The following is a 20,505-nucleotide window of genomic DNA, read 5'->3' on the forward strand; positions in this document are numbered from 1 at the left end:
GGTGTACCCATGATTTACTTTTAGCAGAGGAGTTTTGTTGTGGATTTAACCCTTATTCCTGCCCAACCGAAACCGGGTGTGATCAATGTTCTGATTGAAATTCCTGGCGGGAGTAAAAATAAATACGAATTTGATAAAGACTTGCAAGCTTTTGCCTTAGACCGAGTACTTTCATCTTCGGTAAAATACCCTTATGACTACGGCTTTATACCCAACACCTTAGCGGATGATGGCGATCCGCTCGATGGTATGGTAATAATGGATGAACCGACCTTTCCTGGTTGTGTCATTGCGGCAAGACCAATTGGTTATTTGGAAATGATTGATGGTGGCGATCGTGATGAAAAAATTCTTTGTGTTCCCGACAAAGATCCACGCTACGCCCATGTAAGATCATTGAAAGACTTGCCTCCCCACCGTCTAGATGAAATTGCCGAATTTTTCCGCACTTATAAAAATTTGGAAAAAAAGGTGACAGAAATACTCGGTTGGCAGGATGTAGAGAGGGTTGCACCCTTAGTAGAGAAGTTTATCAAAGCTGCTAAAAAATAGATGATTGGTAATGTGTAATAAGTGATGGGTAATGGGTATAATAAATACCAATTACCCATGACAAAACTGAAAAAAACTACCAACAACCCTCTCACCAGACTAAAACCACTCTCACTTGTTGCAGAAAAACCCAAACCGAAATGCAGCGCACTCTCCTTTTGGCTAAGATTCATAACTGTACCCTCACGGCAGCAAATATCAACTACGTGGGTAGTATCAGCATTGATGAAGTACTTTTAGATAAAGCTGGTATTTTACCTTATGAGCAAGTACAAGTAGTGAATAATGCTAATGGTCAGCGTTTTATTACTTACGCAATTCCTGCTACCGCTAATTCAGGAGCCATTCAATTAAATGGAGCAGCCGCACGTTTAGGCATTATTGGCGATCGCTTGATTATAATGACTTACGGGCAGTTTACACTGGAAGAGTTAAAACATTACTCTCCTACGGTTGTCATTGTGGACGAAAAAAACCGGATGCTGGAAGTACGAAACTACGATGACCTGCTCAGTAAGCTCTAATTTCAAGAAAAATGTCAAATTTTGAGCTGTCTGATTCCCAAAGCTACGTCAATGAAGAATTAACTCCCACGCTAAATAACCTTGCTGGGGAGTTTTGGGTTAAATTTTGGGGTGTACGCGGTTTAATTGCTACCCCAAACAGTCATACCTGCGGCTATGGTAGTAATACTGCTTGTGTCGAAATAAATATAGCAGGACAACGCTTGATTTTTGATGGAGGTACTGGTTTACGGGTTCTAGGTAAAACTTGGCAACATCTGCAAGAGCCTCTAGAAGCTCATTTATTTTTTACTAACTCCCAATCAAATCGCATCCAAGGATTTCCCTTTTTTGCTCCTGCATTTATTACAGGCAACTGCTTCCATATTTATGGAACAGCGGCCTCAAATGGTGCATCAATCAAACAATGTCTGTGCGATCAGATGCTCCAACCGCACTTTCCTTACCCTTTACAAGTGATGCAGTCAGAGTTGCTTTTTCATCATTTGACTCCTGGTAATACAGTGGAGTTAGGTGATGTAAAAATTACAACAGCATTAATTAATAGAAATCAGCGGTCTATTGGCTACCTGGTCAGTTGGGGAGATCAAAGCATGGCCTACGTGACTGATTTACATCAGAGTCTTGATTTAGAAGAGCAAGAGCAGATTCTAAAAATCATTAAAGGTGTTGATTTACTAGTTACCAATGCTACCTATACGCCTCCAACTAATAAAAACCATGAATATGCTGAATTACTATGGAAAACTCCAGTTGATTTAGCTCAAAGTGCTGGTGTGCAAAGGTTAGTAATCTCACACCATCATCCAGACGACGATGATGTTTTTCTTGACCAAATTCAAAACAAACTGAAGTCTACATTTCCTAATGTATTACTAGCTTGTGAAGGTATGGTATTGCCTGTGAGTAAGTAACTTCCAGTTACCTGAATTCAATCTTCAGTTCTTGAAGTTTAGCAGCTACTGCTCCACTGCTAAATAATTCTGTGGCTTTGGCTATCCCAGCTTGTACATCTGGAGAAAAGCCACTGCGCCATAGATAAAAACCACCATTCCATAAGGCTGTTTGCATGAGTTCACTTACTTGACCAGCCAAAACTGATTGCATATCCTTGATTAATTCTTCTGTAGTGGTAAGGGGAACATTTTTGGTAGTAAAACCGTATTCACGAGGTACAAGGTGTAGCCGTTCTAATTCTGGGGATGTTGTTGGTGAAGATAATCCAATGATTGCTGTGCGATCGCGCGGTAAGTCACAACTGCCTTCTAATCCCTTGACAAAGGTAAATTTTGTTACCCCTCTTAACCCCAAAGCCACTTGAAACATCGCTTCTGTGGGTGGGTGAACAAAGCCAGCAATGATGTGAGCATCCCCAGCATAGGGACACCAAATTAACTCCATTGTCGCTAATGGTGGACGTTTACCAAGTTGATCGCGGTATTCCCATAAAGTTTGATTTAAAGGGAAATGCTTTGGTGTGTAAACAAAGCCAATTCCTGTTTTCTCAAAAACTTGCTGGGTTTGTTCCAGTGGTAAACCAGTCCAATCTACTCCTAAACCTTGCCAAATCTCTATTAAAGGTAAACCATATTTTGTTGGTAAGCGGTTTCCTCCATGCATAATTACCGGTTGTCCCACAGCAGCCAATAATAAAGCCGTAATAATATTAATTGGCGCGGTGCGAGTTCTGCCATCATAGGGTATACCTAAAACGATCACAGGTTGTGCTATTGGTTGCAACTTAGGTCCGAGTTCATAGTAAGCATCCAACATCCCCGCTAACTCTTCACCTGTGGGACGTTTGATACGGTGAGCAATCAAAAATGCGCCGATTTGGGCTGGTGTCGCTTCACCTAATAACATCATCTTTGTCGCAGTAGCCGCTTCAGCACGAGTTAAATTCTCGGATGTATGACTTCCACTACCTACTTTTTGGATAAATTCTCTAAATATATTACTCATTGATCAATTCTCATTAGTGATTAAGTTTCTCAGCTAAGGTAATCTAGGACGATTCCTGACTCCAAAAATGGGTTCTTGAATTCTTGTTAATAATTTCGTTAAAATAGGATATTTACTAAAAAATTGTAAATCACACACAACATAATGAATTTTAATTTAGAACAGTTTGCCAGTGATAACTACTCTGGAATTTGTCCAGAAGCATGGGAATACACACTGCAAGCAAACCAAGGTAGCGCACCTGCCTATGGCAATGATCAATGGACTCAAAAAGCCTCAGATAAGTTTCGAGAGTTATTTGAAATAGATTGCGAAGTCTTTTTTGTCTTTAATGGCACTGCTGCAAATTCGTTATCATTAGCAGCTTTATGTCAGTCTTATCATAGTATCATCTGTCATGAAAATGCACATATTGAAACTAGCGAATGTGGAGCGCCAGAATTTATTTCTAATGGTTCTAAACTTCTCCTTGCTCCAGGCGAAAATGGCAAATTAACAACAGCATCAATAGAAGCTTTATTATTAGGTAAGCGAACCGATATTCACTATCCTAAACGTAAAGTCATTAGCCTAACTCAAGCAACAGAATTAGGGACTTTATATTCTCTAGATGAACTGGCTGCTATTAAAGCATTGGCAGAAAAACATGATTTAAAAATTCACATGGATGGCGCACGCTTTGCGAATGCAGTAGTTTCCATGAATAAAAGCCCTGCGGAAATTACTTGGAAAAGTGGCATAGATGTTTTGTGTTTTTGCGGCTCAAAAAATGGCATGGCATTAGGGGAAGCAGTCATTTTTTTTAATAAAGAATTAGCAGAAGATTTTGCCTATCGCTGCAAACAAGCTGGGCAACTTGCTTCAAAAATGCGATTTATTTCGGCTCCTTGGCTGGGTTTATTAGAAACAGGTGCTTGGTTAAAAAATGCCCGTCATGCTAATCAATGTGCTGAATATTTAGAGAATGAATTGTTAAAAATAGCAGGGATTGAAATCATGTTCCCTAGAGAAGTTAATGCTGTTTATGCAAATTTGCCAGAAAGAGTAGTTACCAGCTTACGAGCGAAAAATTGGCTATTTTACAGTTTTCTTGGTGTTGGAGGTGTGAGATTAATGTGTTCTTGGAATACAACCCATGCCAGAATTGATGAATTCATCCAAGATATTAAGCAAGCAATTGTTTAGGATATTAATATTTTACACAATACTGTAAAATAGTTTTATATTTCTTCCTTGGGAAATATTTAAGATTCGCTGATTTTCACTTACTTAACATTATGACCAACCTCATCGAATATGAAGATGCCAGCGACGAAGTACGCGCAGTTTATGATGATATCCGCATTACTCGTCAAACTGACTATATCAACAACTTTTGGAAAGCCTTAGCTAATCATCCCCCCACTTTGCGGCGCACCTGGGAAACACTTAAAGAAGTGATGGCGAGTCCTGGTGAAATAGATCCATTAGTGAGAGAATTAATTTACATTGCTGTCAGCGTTACAAATGGCTGTGAATATTGTATTAGCTCACACACCGCAGCAGCCCGTGCTAAAGGTATGAGTGATCAAGTATTTGGTGAACTGATGGCAATTACAGGAGCAGCGAATATGACAAATAGGCTTGCTAATGGCTATCAGATTCCTGTTGACGAGCAATTCAAGAGGTAGAATTTTTGATAAAATCTGATTACAGCTTCACACTATTAGCAGATTGATTAAATAACAAATCTCGTGATTGTTCGGGGCTGATTTGCTGATTTTTGAAAGCCTCGGCTTTTTCATAAGCTCGAATAGTTGCTGGACGGGCTTTAATTGCTTCAAACCAGCGTTGTATGTGAGGAAAATCTTCCAGCTTTTGACTTTGTCGTTCGTAAGGTACAATCCAGGGATAGCTGGCAATATCAGCAATGGAATAATCCCCAGCAATGAATTCGCGATCGCTCAATCGTTTATTTAAAACAGCATATAATCGTCCTGTTTCATTGACATAGCGATTAATGGCGTAATCAATTTTTTCCGGGGCATATTGGCTAAAATGATGGTTTTGCCCAGCCATTGGCCCCAATCCCCCCATCTGCCAAAATAGCCATTGCAGAACCTCTACACGACCGCGAATATCTGTTGGCATTAACTTTCCAGTTTTTTGTGCCAAATACTCTAGAATTGCTCCAGACTCAAAAATAGAAATAGGTTCACCACCATCACTAGGTTGGTGATCAATAATTGCAGGAATGCGATTATTGGGGGAAATCTTCAGAAACTCCGGTTTAAACTGATCTCCTGCACCAATATTAATAGGAATGACGTTATAGGGAAGTCCAACTTCCTCCAGAAATATTGTAATTTTATGGCCGTTGGGGGTAGTCCAATAGTAAAGGTCAATCATAGATGTATTTCCTAGTAGATACAGCAGTCAGGTTAATGAGGAATTTTCCCCAAATTCCAAATTAAGAAACAGAACGTTGTTGGTTAAGTTGTAAATGAATATTATCCTTGACGAGTTGCCAAAAGTGTTGAATGGGGGGAATCTGAAGACGGTCTTGAGTTGTTACCATGACTACGCGACGAGTTAAACTCGAATTATCAGCTAAATTACTATTATTGGCTAGGGGACGAACTGCAAGAGTAGGATCATATCTGGCTTCTATTAATGCTGAATGGGGAAGTAATGCAATCAGTTCTCCTTGACGAACTACTCCCCGAAAAGCATCTAAAGTATTTACTTCCAAAGCTGCTTGAAGTTTAGCTTCCATCTGTTCAAATCGATCTTGAATTAGACGTTGCATTCCATAACCATCTTTAAATACTACTTGGGGATAACGAATTAACTCCAACCAAGGGATAGATTCATAGCCAGCTAGGGGATGATTTGCTGCGGTTAAGACTTCTATAGGTTCATCATATAGCACTTCTACCGCCATTTCTTTGCCAGAGATTAAAAAGCGATTGTGCATGACAATTGCTAAATCGACTAAACCATCTTTGAGGACTTTGAGAGAGCGATCGCTTCCTAATGATGTTACCCTCAATTGTACTTCTGGATAATCATGACAAAACTTTTGTAACACTGGCGGTAAGTAAGAAGCACAGACAGAATGAATCGCTGCAATACATAGTTCTGGTTGCTTTCCCCCCATTAAATCCGTTAACTCTTGTGTAGCAGATTCCCATTCTTGGCAAATTTTGCGGACACGGGGAAGTAAACGTTCACCCCCTAACGTTAATTTGGCATGGGTACTGCGATGAAATAGTTCTATTCCTAAGTCTGCTTCTAATCCCTGAATTTGCCTACTGATAGTGGATTGAGTAACACCACATTTTGTTGCAGCTTGTTGAAAGCTACCAGTTTGAGCGATCGCCAAAAAGGCTTGCAACTGCTCTAGACGCATTTTGATTTAGCCTGAGTATAAATTTATTACTTTCACTAATTTAACGGGTTTATCTGTATAATTTGAATTTAATTTAATTAGCTGTTCAGTATTAATTTACATAATTGCATTAGCATAAATACTTGTTAATACTGAATTGATGGGTGATGGGTAATTGGTGATTGGTAAGTAGGTTGGCGTTAAAAATTGTCGTTGGGATAAGGCAGGGGGCAGGGGGCAGGGAGCAGGGGGAAAAAGGGTTTTAGCCTTGTTTACTTTTCTTTACACAGTTTAGTTTTATTCTGCCTACCTACTTAAGAGTTTTCTTCTTGAATTTTGTACCCCTCGGAGGGTCTATTTTGAATTCCGCAAAGTGTCTAAATATGATCTATGGAGTAAAAATGCTATTTTGGGTTACGGTGGTATCCCTGGTCACGTTACTAGAAAAACCAGCTAAAAGCGCAACAAAGACGGTTATTAGCCATGCTGCTAATTTAAAAAAATTGGCAGTGACAAATAATATCGCTCAACTACCTAACCCTATTATTCCTCAAAAACCAGAATTAACCCCTGTCAAGCCAGAACAATCTCAACCTACTCCTTTAGAAACAAATCCACCCACTCTGCAACCGGGGGAAATATCGCCCCAAATTCCAGGGACAATTCGCGTAGAAGGCTTTGAATTTGAGGGAAATACTGCTTTTAGCGATCGCCAACTTGCGGAAGTCAGCAAGCCCTTTACAGCTAGAGAAATTACCTTTGCTGAACTCATAGCAGTAGAGACAGCGGTAACGCAAAAATATATCGAAGCCGGATACATTAATTCTGGTGCGGTAATTTCCGCTAATCAAACCTTTCCCAGAACCGGAGGAGTGGTAAAAATTCAGATTATCGAAGGGGAACTAACAGAAATTAATATCATTGGTAATCGTCGCCTCCATGCTAATTATGTGCGATCGCGTTTAGAAATCGCCACCAAAAAACCCCTCAACCGCAACCGATTACTAGAAGCCTTACAAATACTGCAACTAGACCCCCTAATTACTAATATATCTGCCGAACTCCAACCAGGGAGCCGTCCCCAACAAAGTCGTTTACAAGTGCGAGTTAAAGAAGCAGATACCTTCAGTGGGGAAATATTTACTGATAACAATCGTTCTCCCAGCGTGGGTAGTTTTCGACGGGGGATTAAGATTAATCAAAGTAACTTACTGGGTTTGGGTGATGGATTAGAGGTATCTTACACCAACAGTGACGGGAGTAATGCCTTTGATGGTAGTTATACTTTACCCATCAATGCCCGCAATGGCACAATTGAATTTGCAGCAGGTATAACTAATACTAACGTGATTGAACAGCCATTTAATCGTCTGGATATTGAAGGAAAATCACGTACATACCAACTCACATATCGTCAACCCATAGTCCAAAAGCCAAATCAAGAATTAGCTTTAGGGCTGACTTTTTCCCGACAGGAAAGCCAAACCTCACTGTTAAATGAAAGATTTCCTCTGTCTCCAGGGGCTAATAATCAGGGAGAAACCAGCGTTTCCGCGTTGCGGTTTTTTCAAGAATATGTGCAACGGAGTCCTCGTCAAGTTTTAGCAGCGCGATCGCAATTTTCCCTCGGTACAGATATTTTCGGTGCTACAGTAAATAATAATGCACCAGATAGTCGCTTTTTGGCGTGGCGGGGACAAGGGCAATATGTGCGGTTATTAGCACCAGAAACCTTGTTAATTCTGCGTTCCGATATTCAGGTATCCTCAGATTCATTATTATCCCTAGAACAGATAGGAATTGGTGGTGCTAAGAGCGTCCGAGGTTATCGTCAAGATTTAATATTAACAGATAGCGGTGTCATTACATCTGCCGAATTACGCATCCCCATTGTGCGCGTACCAGAAATAAAAAGTGTTTTTCAAATTGCTCCTTTTATTGATTTTGGAATTGGGTGGAACTATTCTGGAGAAAAAGCAAATTCCCAATCTAATAGTTTATTAGGTACAGGTTTAGGGTTAATCTGGCAAATGAGCGATCGCTTAAATACCCGTTTAGATTATGGTATCCCCTTAATTGATGTGAAAGCAAATAATAAAACTTTACAAGATCAAGGTGTTTATTTTACTATTAATTATTTTCTTTTTTAAATCATGAAAATACTTTTTTTCACGCAGAGGCGCAGAGACACAGAGAGAATTCAAGAGTTTAATCTTGTGAAGACAGTTTGAGAGAAGTATTTTGATAACAAATAACTTTAAAAAATGACTAAAAAATTTTCCTTTGCGCCTCTTCGTCTCTGCGTGAGACTACTTCCCATCTATTTACTTATTAACTTACCAGCCTTAGCGCAAATTATTCCAGATAATACCCTCGGCTCGGAAAATTCCCAAACTGTTACTGATACTATCAATAATTTACCATCTGACCGAATTGAAGGTGGAGCAATTCGTGGTTCTAATCTGTTTCATAGTTTCCAAGAATTCAATGTTGGTGAAGGTAGAGGAGTTTATTTTACTAATCCTAATAATATCACAAACATCTTTAGCCGCGTCACAGGTAGTAATCCTAGCAACATTTTTGGAACGTTAGGAGTTTTAGGAAATGCCAATCTATTTTTATTAAACCCCCAAGGAATTGTTTTTGGCAAAAATGCCCAATTAGATTTGCGTGGTTCTTTTTTTGCTTCTACAGCCGATAGTGTGGTATTTAATAACGGCTTTGAATTTAGCAGTAATAATCCTCAAGCACCTCTATTAACTGTCAATATTCCTCTGGGGTTGAGATTTAGAGAAAATCCTGGCACAATTATCAATCAATCCCAAGCTGTAGGAACATTAAATTTACCTCAAGTATCCCAACCTATCCCCATATCCAATAATCTTGGTTTAGCAGTAGACAATGGTCAAACATTAGGTTTAATTGGGGGGAATATTCAACTTGATAATGGTAATTTAACTGCTAATAATGGACAAATTATTTTGGGTAGTGTGGCTAGTACTGGTTTAGTAAATTTTACGCTAACTCCACAAAATCTGACTTTAAATTATGATAATATTCAAAACTTTGGCAATATTGAAATAACCGACAACTCACTTATTAATACTAGCGGTATTGGTGGTGGAAAAGTAGATATTAAAGGTGGCAATATTCTCCTCAATAGTTCCCGCATTTTCGCCTTAACTTTAGGAAATATAGATGGGAAAGGCATAAATATCAATGCTCAAAAACTCCGCGCTCAGGAAGGAGCAAAAATATCTACCTCAACCTTTGGTGCGGGTACAGGAGGAGCTTTAAATATCCGCACTACAGACGCTGTAGAACTCAGTGGTGTGGGGTTTCCTAGTCTGCAAAACTTGATAGCTACATATCTGATTAGTGGAACAGTAAACCCTTTTGACTTACCAATTGTTTTGACTAGTAGTAGCTTTAGTACAGGGATTACCAGAGACTTGACAATTGAAACCGGAAATCTATTCTTGGAAAATGGAGTAGCCATAGGGGTTGGAACTTATAGCTCTCCAAATGGGGGAAAACTAAATATCCGTGCCAAAGTCGTAGAATTAGTCAGTTCTGCCATTAACAGCGGTACTTTTCGGGAAAGCACTGGCACAGGAGGAGACATTTCTATTACCTCAGAACGATTGATAGTGCGTGATGGTTCTACTCTTGCCAGCTTAACTCGCGGTGAAGGTGCATCAGGAAATATCAATATTCAAGCCTCTGAATCAGTAGAAGTATTACGCACTCCTGCTGGTAGTGTGACACAAACTCTTATCGGTACAACTGCTTTTGGTTCAACTGGCAAAGCCGGTGATATAACTATTGATACTAAAAGATTATTTGCTTCTGAGGGTGCGGGAATTACCTTAACTAGTGGCGCAGCTATTGGTAACATCTTACTCAATCCAATCGGTGGATCTGGGGGTAATTTAACAATTAGGGCAACTGAATCGGTAGAATTAGATGGTGTATCTGGGGTTTTAGCTAATGGGGGTCGAAGTATTAGTTTCCTCAGTACAGATACTTACTCTAACAGTAGAGGAGGCGATATCTACCTTTCTACACCAGTGCTAACTCTGCGGAATGGGGGAATAATTTCAGCAGGTTCTTTAGGTACAGGTGATGCCGGAAATATTACCATTGATGCTGGGCAGGTAGAGCTTTTGGGAAGTCAAAAGTCAGATGGATTAAATAGTAGAATCCAAGCTTCTGTGGGAATTGTCGGTGATTTAACTAATCCCAACGCAACAGCAAATGCAGGTTCATTAAATCTGAATGTTCAGCAATTACTTGTCCAAAATGAGTCCACAATCAATGTTCAGGCTTTAGGAACAGGGACGGCTGGAAGTATTAATATTATTAGCGATGCCATTACCCTAAGTAACAAAGGTAGCATTAATGGTAGTACGGACGCGGGCGGTGGGGGAAACATTAATATTACAGCCAAAGAATTACAGTTACGTGAGTCCAGCACAATTACAACTGATGCCGGTAGTTCTGACGGTGGTAACATCAATATCAACAGCGACATTCTTTTAGCATTTCCCCAAGAAAATAGCGACATTACAGCCAATGCTCGTACAGCCCAAGGTGGTAAAGTTACGGTTAATGTACCGAATATATTTGGTTTTACAGCCGTTAGCCGAGAACAAGTCAGAGACCGTTTAGGGCTGACAGATGCCCAATTTGCAGCTTTACAGGTAAGTCCCACATCACTACTGACTACCAGTGACATCGCCGCCATTTCCCAAGTATCAGGGCCTTCTTTACAAGGGACTGTCACCTTTAGCACTTCTGGGGTGAATCCCGCCCAAGGGTTGGTGGAAATACCGCAAAATGTCGTTGACCCTAATACTTTAATTGCAGCTAATCCCTGTACAAGAGGCGCAGGGAGCGAGTTTTCTATCACTGGAAGAGGGGGAGTGCCACCGAGTCCTAATGATGCTCTGAGCGGTAATTATCAGCAGTTTGCTTGGGTGGAAGGGAGCAGGGAGCAGGGGGTAGGGGGCAGAGGTCAAGAATTTTCCCAATTACCAATCACCAATTACCCATTACCAGTCCCGGCCAGAGGTTGGGTGATGAATGAAAAGGGGGAAGTAACGCTTTTGGCTTATGAACCTACAGGTCAGTTTTCTCAACGTTCTTGGCGACCTTTATCTAGTTGTACGCCATAGTAAAGAAATAAATATACTTATTATTCCTGTTTTTCTCCTACGATCTATCTAAGGGAATATCTATTTTTTAATGTTATTTCCACTTGGTTTTATTGATATAGAATAGCGGCATCTTTAAAACCCAATATAAAGATGAGTTCATCAACAATTTTACAAAACATTGAAAAACATATTCCCATAGTGGGAGATGTGCATACCAAAAGTCAAATTGCCTACCGAGCAACTCGCCTCGCAGTTAGTACAGTTAATACTGTACAAATGGCAGTAGCAGAGTCTTACATCAACGGATTAGAAGTACCAGATTCTGTGTTGCGATCGCTTTTTGATAGTTGTATGCCCGTCTTTTTTAAGTATTTTCCATCCCTCCTTGCACCCTACGAATGGGTATTAACAGAAACGGAGCATACCGCCGAAGGTTCGCGGGATTTAATGAAGATTCAGTATGATTTGCCTCAAGCTATGCTGAATCCCATGTTAGGTGATGGAAAACTCATTTATCCTAAATACAGTATGGGATTGTGGGAAAAAGGAGCAGCCAATCTCGAACAATCACAAATGCAAATGCTTGATGATGTGATTGAAAAACTAGAGATTAAAGATGGTGATAATATTTTAGATTTTGGCTGTGGTTGGGGCTGCGTAGCAAATTATATTCTTGCCAAATTCCCCAATGTCAAGTTTACAGGAATTAACTTGAGTCACCAGCAATGTGAGTATATGCGCCAGAAAATGCAAGATCCTGAAAGTTACCTTAGTTCTGGTCGTTTTACTCTCTATGAAGGAGATTTGAACGATGCCGAATTTGAGACAAAATTTGACAAAATTCTCTCAATCGGTGTTTTTTGTCATGTAGGTAATTTAACAAAGGCTTTCCAAAAGCTGGCATCTTTTCTCAAGGATAACGGTCGGGTTTTTATTCACATTATCACAGTCCGCACTCCCAATAATATATCTAGCGTTTTTACCCACAAATACATTTTTCCTCATGGGCGTTACTGGAAATACGATGCAATTCCCAGCCACAATAAAGACCTAAAAACTATTGATCGATGGTATCTTAATGGCTCTAATTACTCCAAAACTTTTGCTAGTTGGCTGAAAAACTTTGATGATTCTCAGGCGATAGTCAAAGATTTAGACTACGGTATTGACTATGCCAAATTTCGCCGAATCTGGCGCTTTTATTTGATTTGGTTTGTTGCTAATTTTGCAAGTTGCGACGGTGAATACAATGGTAATGGACAATATTTAATGGTTCATGCTTAATCAAATTGTCAAAATAGTAAAAGAAATTGACATTGATTTAATCGACAATCGCAAATAACTAGCTACTTGACTAAAACCAGATAGTTATAGCAACGGACAGGGCGGTTAGGACACCAACTGATTATAAAACCTAGACACCAAAAGACTCTTCAGACTGTCACCTGTCACCTGTCCCCTATCACCTGCTATATTACTTGAGTTTTTCTCGTCTCCACTTGCCTCTAACTAGGCGAATTTCGTCAAAACTGTAGCTTTCACCTAAATAATCTCGAATAGGAGTCAGCGCAATATCACCGAGAACTTCTAAAACTTGCCAAATTTTCTGTTGATGTTCTAAAGTTACTAACTGACTTAAATCTACAGGTTGATTTTTCTCGATTAAATCTGCTAAATGACGGATAATTGTTGTGGGGCGAATATTGCGTTTTTGGGCAATTTCTTCAATACTAAAACCCTGCTGATATAATTGGAGTGTTGTTAATTCTGTATCAGAAGGAAAGTTATTAACTGGTGTGTAATTAACTTGATTAGCTGTTGATGGCTGTAAACCTTGTTCTTGACGATAGGCTTGAATTTCTGCTAAAAACTTATCGCCATATTGGGCTAATTTGTAACTAACTACGCCATCAAGTTTACCAAGTTCATCTAAAGTTTTCGGTTTGATTTGTGCCATTAATTTCAGGGTGGAATCCTGAAATATCATATAAGGTGGCACAGATTGTTCATCAGCGATTTGTTTACGAAGCGATCGCAATCTGTGCATCAGAATTTCTACCTCTGCGGCTTTGATATTTCCCTCATCGAAGGTAATTTTCTGCGCTACAGGAACCGCAATGGAGACTGGACGCTGTTTTCGCATTACTTCCCAACTCAGGGCGTTAAGCTTCAAAACCGAGTAACCATCGGGGGTTTGTTCTAAAATACCTTGATGTAAAAGCGATCGCCCTAACATTCGCCACTCATCTACAGTTTTATCTTTACCAATCCCGTAAGTAGACAGTTGATCATGTCCGTTTAGGGCAATTTTTTGGTTTTTCGCACCCCGCAAAACATCTATAATGTGTAACATCCCGAATCTTTCTTTACACCGTGCTACACAAGATAAAAACTTCATGGCTTCAATTGTCCAATCTTGCATAGGTTTGGGATAACGACAATTATCACAATTCCCGCAATTCCCAGGAAATCTTTCCCCAAAATATCCTAATTGAATTGTGCGTCTACAATCTGTTCCTTCTGCATAATCAATTACTTGTCGTAGTTGCTGTTTAGCTATTAACTGTTCTTGCGGATCTGTTTTTTGATTAATACTCCATTCAATAGTTTTAATATCACCATAATTGAAAAACAACGTACATCTAGAAGGTTCATCATCTCTACCAGCCCTACCTGATTCTTGATAATAACTTTCTAAATTACGGGGTAAATCAAAATGAACTACAAACCGCACATCAGGTTTATTAATTCCCATCCCAAAAGCAATTGTTGCCACCATTACCCGCACATCATCCCGAATAAATCGAGTTTGATTTTTTGACCTTTCATCATCACTTAATCCAGCATGATAAGGCAAGGCTGAAACCTTATCATTTTGTAATTTAAAAGTTAATTCATCAACTTTTTTGCGCGTTAAACAATAGATAATTCCTGAACCTTCATTTTCTCTGACTATTTCTAATAATTCAGCGTAAGCACGTTTACTTTTAGAACGAACTTCATAATAAAGATTTTGACGATTAAAACTGGCAATATGAATACTTGGTTGTTTTAATCCTAATTGTTCAATAATATCAGCCCGGACTCTATCTGTAGCGGTAGCAGTCAGAGCAACTGTAGGCACATCAGGATAACGTTTTCTTAGTAATCTTAATTGACGATATTCTGGGCGAAAATCATGTCCCCATTCAGAAACACAATGGGCTTCATCAATAGCAAATGTAGAAATTCCGATTTTTTCTTTAACTACATCTAAAAGCGGCAAAAATCTCTCACTAATCAGACGTTCTGGGGCGACATAGAGTAATTTAACTTTACCATTCATGATCGCTTCTTCACGAGAGCGAACTTTATAGGCGTTGAGACTACTATTGAGAAATGTGGCAGAAATGTTATTATTTCGCAGTGCTTCCACTTGGTCTTGCATTAAAGCTATCAACGGTGACACCACCACAGTTAAACCTGGTTTCAGGAGTGCAGGTAATTGAAAGCACAAAGACTTACCCCCACCAGTCGGCATCACTACCATTAAATCCCGATTGTGCAGTGCATCTTCAATAATTTGCCTTTGTCCGGGGCGAAATTGATCATAACCAAAGTGATATTTTAAGGCTTTTTCGAGATTGGGATACTGAAGCATGGTAAATAGCTATGCGGGTGATGCCTGTATGGGTAGTTATGAAAATACAGTAGGGAATAGGGAATAGGGAATAGGGAATAGGTAAGAAGGAAAAGAAGGTAGGTAGATGAGTAGGTCGTTTTGTAAGTGCAAAGCGCAGGCACTTTCACAAAACTCAAATAGGATTCCTATATCTATTGCAGAATTACATGAAACTGCTATTTTGACACTCCCCGGTCTAAAGACGCGGGGATTCTACATTCCCCGTCAAAACTTGCTCGACCAGGCTTGCACCAAGCAGAGTAGCGGTTTCAACTTTTGAGAATGTTTGATTGATTTTTCAGCTTTTCTCAAAAACTGAGGATTGGGTTCGTGATGTCCATTAGAATCGGTATAAAACGACTCTGTACCAACATCTAAACCGATTTCATTACCCGTTTTTGCTTGAATATCTACAACATCAATTCCCACACAAAACTGTGGATAATATCCATCGGCACGCCGGATTAAACGCACTCGTTTAATATCTTTAAGGTCGTAGGATTGAATATCCCATTTCCCTAATATTTTGAGTTCACCAATACCTTTCTTGTCAGTAAAGGTAATACGTCTCTTGGTTTTGTGTAATTTCCATCCCGATGTTTTATATTCAACGGAACGACAGTTTTTTTGAAATTTTGGGAAACCTTTTTTCCCAGATTTTTTAGATTTACAATGGTCACTGAGCTTTGTCGAAGTGTTGTCGTAAAACCTTGATATAGCAGACCATCCTCTTTCTGCGGCCGATTGTACTGCCATTGAGTTTAATTCAGCAGCAAAGCTAAAATATGAGCGTAGTTCTGTTGAATACTTATTCAGGGTAAACTTATCAATTTTTAGCTCGCGTGGTGCATCCATCCAATATCTTATCGCTTTATTGCGAATGAATTGGGTGGTACGGATAGCATCGTCTATGGCGTTGTATTGATGTTGTTTCCCTTTAACTTTGTATTCTAGGACTAGCATTGATTTAACTTTTAACAATCAACTTTATTTGGTTTCGACAATTATTTATTATACAATATATACAAAAGGTCAGGGCAGGATAAATCCTGCAACTAGCCTACCCTTCGGGAAGCAAGCTACATCCCTTGGAAGACAGCACAGGTGTGTCCTCCTGAGTCGGACGCACCTTCAAGGGTTTTCGGCATTTTCCTTATAAATGGTAAATTGAATCTTACAGATAGTCAAAAATCCTATTAGATTAAATCTGATAAATGACGAGAATATTTAGCAGAAACTCGGACAATTTATCGTAAATTCAAGAGTTTAAGACCCCTATATCTACACTTAGTCTCATAGGACTTACGCAAGATGTGACTGAAAACCTTATTCCTGTGTAGCGGTAATTCATGAATTACCGCTACTTTAGTTCTGTTTTGCGTAAGTCCTATCTCAGTTGAGTTGGGGTAAGTGTCCCCTACTGCAACGGTCTTCAATTTTTAATTGTTAACCAATTCTGGGGGTTTAATTCCCCTGCCTCTACAGGCAGCAAGTTTTGTGTCGGGTTCTAAATCCCTGTTGCAAAACTTTATTACGAATTACGAATTACGAATTACGTTGGCGCTAGCCTGCCGTAGGCACTATTACGAATTATTTTAATTGTGCCATTTATGCCACTGGATAAGATTGCTATAGCAGCAGCGAATCCTAGCAGCGTAATTAAATATACATTTACTCTTCCGAATCTCACTTTTCCCGACCGGCAATTAACAAAAAGTTTTAAGAATTTGTACTATATGTACCAACAATTTGATAAATTAATACATAGTTCGCAACAATTATAGGGAAAGAATCACGTTGAGTTACCATCAAGATGCCATTGCCCCCCACGGTGGAGAGTTGGTTAACCGGGTTGCTACACCCGCACAAAAGGAAACATTTCTCTCCAAAGCCGACTTTTTGCCAAGAGTTACACTGGATGAGCGAGCCGTTTCTGATTTAGAAATGATTGCAATCGGTGGTTTTAGTCCGCTCACAGGTTTTATGAACCAAGAAGACTACAACCGAGTAGTAGCAGAAATGCGGCTGGCTAACGGTCTTGTCTGGTCAATACCAATTACACTATCTGTTACAGAAGAAGTTGCAACCCCTTTGACAGAAGGTGGTTTAGTGCGTTTGGATAACCCTGATGGCGAATTTATTGGGGTTTTAGAACTTACCGAAAAATATACCTACGATAAAAAACACGAAGCTATCAATGTTTATCGCACTGATGATGCTAAACATCCCGGTGTGCAGGTAGTCTACAATCAAGGTTCTGTCAATCTTGCAGGTGATATCTGGTTATTACAACGTGATTCCCACCCTCATTTTCCCAGCTATCAAATTGATCCCGCCGCTTCACGGGAAATGTTTAAGGAGAAGGGTTGGAAAACTATAGTTGGTTTCCAGACTCGCAACCCTATCCACCGCGCCCATGAATATATTCAAAAGTGCGCCTTAGAAACTGTAGATGGTCTATTTTTACACCCATTAGTGGGAGCGACTAAAGAAGACGACATCGCCGCTGATGTGCGGATGCGTTGCTATGAAATTTTGATAGAACATTATTACCCTTTAGATAGAGTCATTTTGGCTATTAATCCAGCGGCGATGCGTTATGCTGGGCCAAGAGAAGCAATTTTCCATGCTTTAGTTCGCAAGAATTACGGCTGTACACATTTTATAGTTGGTCGAGATCATGCTGGTGTAGGTGACTACTACGGCACTTATGATGCTCAATATATCTTTGATGAGTTTGCGCCTGATGAATTGGGCATTGTGCCAATGAAGTTTGAACACGCTTTTTATTGCACACGCACCAAACAAATGGCGACAACTAAAACCAGTCCTAGCAAACCAGAGGAACGGGTTCACCTGTCGGGGACAAAAGTCCGGGAAATGCTACGTCGTGGTGAATTACCCCCACCAGAATTTTCTCGTCCTGAAGTAGCAGCAGAGTTAACAAGGGCAATGCGTGTTCCAGCAGTATTAGCTTAAAACTGACTAGGAATTAGCAAAAAGTATCATCAGAAACTTTACTCTACAGATTTCAGCCCTTTAAGCTATTATGCTGATGGGCTGATGGCTGATAGCTAATTATGAAACGGCGTGCGTTTTTAGAACGAATAAGCCGCTTACTGGCGGTACTGGGATTGACTGAGGCTGAGTGGTTGACTTTGGGCGATCGCTATTATCAAGCTTTAGCACAACCCAGCCCTCGGAAGTTGGCGTTATTAATAGGCATTAATAAATATCCACACAGTCCCGCCTTGGGTGGTTGTCTGACTGATGTGGAATTGCAAAGGGAACTTTTGATTCACCGTTTTGGCTTTGCAGCTTCAGATATTCTCACCTTAACTGAGGAACAAGCCAGCCGAGAATTTATTGAAGCGGCTTTTTTCGATCATTTGGGTAAGCAAGCAAAAGCTGGAGATGTGGTTGTATTCCACTTTAGTGGTTATGGCAGTCGTGTGAAATTGGGGACTTTGCCAGAGACTGTGCAGAATGCCCTTATCCCAGTTGATGAAAAAAATATCCAAAACAGGCGCGTTGTCAACTATTTATTAGAAGAAACACTTTTATTATTATTGCGATCGCTCCCCAGCGACAAAGTAACCGCAGTATTAGATACTAGTTACTATGCTCCAACTACATCACAGCCCTCAAGTTGGCGAATTCGCACCCGTCCAGAATTACCAGTTGCAAAGTTAGCAGTCGAAGAACTGGAGTTTCTCCAACAACTCAAAACCCAGAACTCAGCCGCCAACAATGCTATTGTCCTGAAAGCCACCTCTGACGAAAATCAGCAAGCTGGAGAATTGCTTTTTTCTGGCTTTAGTGCCGGATTATTTACCTATGCTTTGACTCAATATCTGTGGGAAGCTACCCCAGCCACAACTATTCAAATTCTTCTTTCTCATGTGAGTAGTTCTATTTACAAACTCGGTATTCAACAGCAGCCCGGTTTATTGAGTGAGCAAAAAAATCCTCAAACTGCTTTGATTGTGGATCATCTCCCCCTAGAAAGCAGCGGTGCGGAAGCAGTTGTCACAGATGTAGATGAAGACGGTAAAACAGTCCAGTTATGGTTAGCTGGCTTACCCCCGCAGGTTCTAGAATACTACGGTGTTAATTCTCGATTAACTCTAGCTACTGGAGAACAACTAATATTAAAGTCACGAACGGGATTAACCGCAAAAGCACAAATATCTCTAGAACCTACTACCACGCTACAAGTAGGACAACTTGTCCAAGAAGCAGTACGCGTATTACCGAGAAATATTAATTTAACCGTAGCCTTAGATACTGAGTTAGAAAGAATTGAGCGAGTAGACGCAACCAGCGCCTTTGCGGCAATTACCCGCATTGCCAACATAGCAGCAGAACAGCCAGCAAATTATGTATTTGGTAAACTGCAACAAACTCCTAGCCGTTATGGTCTTTTTTCTGTCGGTGGTGAACTAATTCTCAATACTGCTGGGGAAGCTGGAGAAGCTGTAAAAGTAGCAGTACAGCGATTAAAACCGCAATTTTCCACACTGTTAGCTGCAAAGTTATGGCGGCTGACAGAAAATGAAGGTTCTTCCCGCTTACCAGTGAAAGGGACTTTAGAGATTATTAACAATATCTCAACACGTGTAGTTATGCAACGGGAAACCGGGCGCAGTCGGAGTGGGGAAACTGCTACTAACAAAGCATTTACAACTCCAGGAAAAGGCATTCCCACCGTTCCTACCGGGAGTCGAATGCAGTACCGAGTGGAAAATTTGAGCGATCGCTCTATATATTTAATACTGATAGGGTTAAATAATACTAAAAGTGCGATTTCTTTTTACCCTTGGCAAATCGCCCCCGAAGAAGTCTCAGACAGCAAACCTTATTTACAAGAAATAGTCATTGCCCCTGGCCAGACTCGGAGGATACCACAAAGTGATACATCCATTGGCTGGATGCTACCTACACGCCCTCTATTTTGTGAACATCAATTAATTCTTAGTACTTCACCATTGAGTGAAACCCTCGAAGCTTTAAGAACTGCTAAGTATCCTACTGCTGACCAACAGCCTATTAGTCCATTAGTTAATCCCTTAGAAGTCGCCCAAGCCTTGCTGCAAGACTTGCATAACGCTAGTCAAGTCAAAACTGAAATGAATGGAACTGCTACAGACTCCTATATTTTAGATGTGAATAATTGGGCAAGTCTTAATTTTAGTTTTCAAGTCGTGTAAACACGGAATCGGATATTCTAGTTGTGTAGATGACAATGGATTTTAAATTTACACTTACTAAGATTTC

General features: G+C 40.1%; 14 protein-coding genes and 1 pseudogene. 10 read left to right on the plus strand and 5 right to left on the minus strand.

Annotated features, from left to right (window positions below; translation table 11 throughout):
• Positions 1-39: 39 nt before the first annotated feature.
• The 3 genes from H6G68_RS14790 to H6G68_RS14800 all read left to right on the plus strand — a co-directional run bounded on the left by H6G68_RS14790 (position 40) and on the right by H6G68_RS14800 (position 1,990).
• The gene (locus H6G68_RS14790; RefSeq protein WP_190648268.1) at positions 40-552 is read left to right on the plus strand and encodes an inorganic diphosphatase; all 513 of its coding nucleotides are present in this window, start codon (positions 40-42) and stop codon (positions 550-552) included.
• Between the two features lie 140 nt (positions 553-692).
• Positions 693-1,076, plus strand: coding sequence for an aspartate 1-decarboxylase (gene panD, locus H6G68_RS14795; protein WP_127051860.1), 384 nt, complete (start codon positions 693-695; stop codon positions 1,074-1,076).
• 11 nt (positions 1,077-1,087) lie between these two features.
• Positions 1,088-1,990 carry an MBL fold metallo-hydrolase gene (locus H6G68_RS14800; protein WP_190907325.1) on the plus strand — a complete coding sequence of 301 codons (903 nt, stop codon included), beginning with the start codon at positions 1,088-1,090 and terminating at the stop codon, positions 1,988-1,990.
• A gap of 7 nt (positions 1,991-1,997) precedes the next feature.
• On the opposite strand, the gene H6G68_RS14805 is transcribed toward H6G68_RS14800, so the two are convergent.
• On the minus strand, positions 1,998-3,038 hold the full coding sequence (locus H6G68_RS14805) for an anthranilate phosphoribosyltransferase family protein (protein ID WP_190907326.1): 1,041 nt from the start codon (positions 3,036-3,038) through the stop codon (positions 1,998-2,000).
• A gap of 144 nt (positions 3,039-3,182) precedes the next feature.
• Between H6G68_RS14805 and H6G68_RS14810 the strand changes: the two genes are divergently transcribed.
• Both H6G68_RS14810 and H6G68_RS14815 read left to right on the plus strand, forming a co-directional pair.
• Positions 3,183-4,223 carry a threonine aldolase family protein gene (locus H6G68_RS14810; RefSeq protein WP_190907327.1) on the plus strand — a complete coding sequence of 347 codons (1,041 nt, stop codon included), beginning with the start codon at positions 3,183-3,185 and terminating at the stop codon, positions 4,221-4,223.
• 92 nt (positions 4,224-4,315) lie between these two features.
• Positions 4,316-4,708 carry a carboxymuconolactone decarboxylase family protein gene (locus H6G68_RS14815; RefSeq protein WP_190907328.1) on the plus strand — a complete coding sequence of 131 codons (393 nt, stop codon included), beginning with the start codon at positions 4,316-4,318 and terminating at the stop codon, positions 4,706-4,708.
• A 19-nt stretch (positions 4,709-4,727) separates the two neighbouring features.
• Here H6G68_RS14815 and H6G68_RS14820 read toward each other — a convergent pair whose 3' ends face one another.
• The gene (locus H6G68_RS14820; protein WP_190907329.1) at positions 4,728-5,426 is read right to left on the minus strand and encodes a glutathione S-transferase N-terminal domain-containing protein; all 699 of its coding nucleotides are present in this window, start codon (positions 5,424-5,426) and stop codon (positions 4,728-4,730) included.
• 61 nt (positions 5,427-5,487) lie between these two features.
• Positions 5,488-6,429, minus strand: coding sequence for a LysR family transcriptional regulator (locus H6G68_RS14825; RefSeq protein WP_190907330.1), 942 nt, complete (start codon positions 6,427-6,429; stop codon positions 5,488-5,490).
• 380 nt (positions 6,430-6,809) lie between these two features.
• On the opposite strand from H6G68_RS14825, the gene H6G68_RS14830 reads away from it, so the two are divergent.
• The 3 genes from H6G68_RS14830 to H6G68_RS14840 all read left to right on the plus strand — a co-directional run bounded on the left by H6G68_RS14830 (position 6,810) and on the right by H6G68_RS14840 (position 12,851).
• A complete protein-coding gene (locus H6G68_RS14830; protein ID WP_242045274.1) occupies positions 6,810-8,558 on the plus strand; it encodes a ShlB/FhaC/HecB family hemolysin secretion/activation protein in 1,749 nt (582 codons plus the stop codon).
• Positions 8,559-8,672: 114 nt separating this feature from the next.
• On the plus strand, positions 8,673-11,585 hold the full coding sequence (locus tag H6G68_RS14835; RefSeq protein WP_190907331.1) for a two-partner secretion domain-containing protein: 2,913 nt from the start codon (positions 8,673-8,675) through the stop codon (positions 11,583-11,585).
• 132 nt (positions 11,586-11,717) lie between these two features.
• A complete protein-coding gene (locus tag H6G68_RS14840; protein WP_190907332.1) occupies positions 11,718-12,851 on the plus strand; it encodes an SAM-dependent methyltransferase in 1,134 nt (377 codons plus the stop codon).
• Positions 12,852-13,041: 190 nt separating this feature from the next.
• Here the strand turns inward: H6G68_RS14840 and recQ are convergent, their stop codons facing one another.
• On the minus strand, positions 13,042-15,207 hold the full coding sequence (recQ, locus tag H6G68_RS14845) for a DNA helicase RecQ (protein WP_190907333.1): 2,166 nt from the start codon (positions 15,205-15,207) through the stop codon (positions 13,042-13,044).
• 294 nt (positions 15,208-15,501) lie between these two features.
• Positions 15,502-16,191 (minus strand): annotated as a pseudogene (locus H6G68_RS14850) (RNA-guided endonuclease InsQ/TnpB family protein); the annotation flags it as partial.
• A gap of 834 nt (positions 16,192-17,025) precedes the next feature.
• Between H6G68_RS14850 and sat the strand changes: the two are divergent.
• Together sat and H6G68_RS14860 are read left to right on the plus strand one after the other, a co-directional pair.
• Positions 17,026-18,207, plus strand: a complete 1,182-nt coding sequence (gene sat / locus H6G68_RS14855) for a sulfate adenylyltransferase (protein ID WP_190907334.1) — start codon at positions 17,026-17,028, stop codon at positions 18,205-18,207.
• Between the two features lie 101 nt (positions 18,208-18,308).
• Positions 18,309-20,438 carry a caspase family protein gene (locus H6G68_RS14860; RefSeq protein ID WP_190907335.1) on the plus strand — a complete coding sequence of 710 codons (2,130 nt, stop codon included), beginning with the start codon at positions 18,309-18,311 and terminating at the stop codon, positions 20,436-20,438.
• Positions 20,439-20,505: the final 67 nt, after the last annotated feature.

It is taken from the genome of Anabaena catenula FACHB-362, assembly GCF_014698735.1.
GTDB lineage: Bacteria > Cyanobacteriota > Cyanobacteriia > Cyanobacteriales > Nostocaceae > Anabaena > Anabaena variabilis_A.

Coding starts and splice junctions, on each gene's coding strand:
- H6G68_RS14825 (WP_190907330.1), bottom strand. CDS start 6,429: ATGCGTCTAGAGCAGTTGCAAGCCTTTTTGGCGATCGCTCAAACTGGT.
- H6G68_RS14860 (WP_190907335.1), top strand. CDS start 18,309: ATGAAACGGCGTGCGTTTTTAGAACGAATAAGCCGCTTACTGGCGGTA.
- H6G68_RS14805 (WP_190907326.1), bottom strand. CDS start 3,038: ATGAGTAATATATTTAGAGAATTTATCCAAAAAGTAGGTAGTGGAAGT.
- H6G68_RS14830 (WP_242045274.1), top strand. CDS start 6,810: ATGCTATTTTGGGTTACGGTGGTATCCCTGGTCACGTTACTAGAAAAA.
- H6G68_RS14810 (WP_190907327.1), top strand. CDS start 3,183: ATGAATTTTAATTTAGAACAGTTTGCCAGTGATAACTACTCTGGAATT.
- recQ (WP_190907333.1), bottom strand. CDS start 15,207: ATGCTTCAGTATCCCAATCTCGAAAAAGCCTTAAAATATCACTTTGGT.
- H6G68_RS14815 (WP_190907328.1), top strand. CDS start 4,316: ATGACCAACCTCATCGAATATGAAGATGCCAGCGACGAAGTACGCGCA.
- H6G68_RS14820 (WP_190907329.1), bottom strand. CDS start 5,426: ATGATTGACCTTTACTATTGGACTACCCCCAACGGCCATAAAATTACA.
- H6G68_RS14840 (WP_190907332.1), top strand. CDS start 11,718: ATGAGTTCATCAACAATTTTACAAAACATTGAAAAACATATTCCCATA.
- H6G68_RS14835 (WP_190907331.1), top strand. CDS start 8,673: ATGACTAAAAAATTTTCCTTTGCGCCTCTTCGTCTCTGCGTGAGACTA.
- panD (WP_127051860.1), top strand. CDS start 693: ATGCAGCGCACTCTCCTTTTGGCTAAGATTCATAACTGTACCCTCACG.
- H6G68_RS14800 (WP_190907325.1), top strand. CDS start 1,088: ATGTCAAATTTTGAGCTGTCTGATTCCCAAAGCTACGTCAATGAAGAA.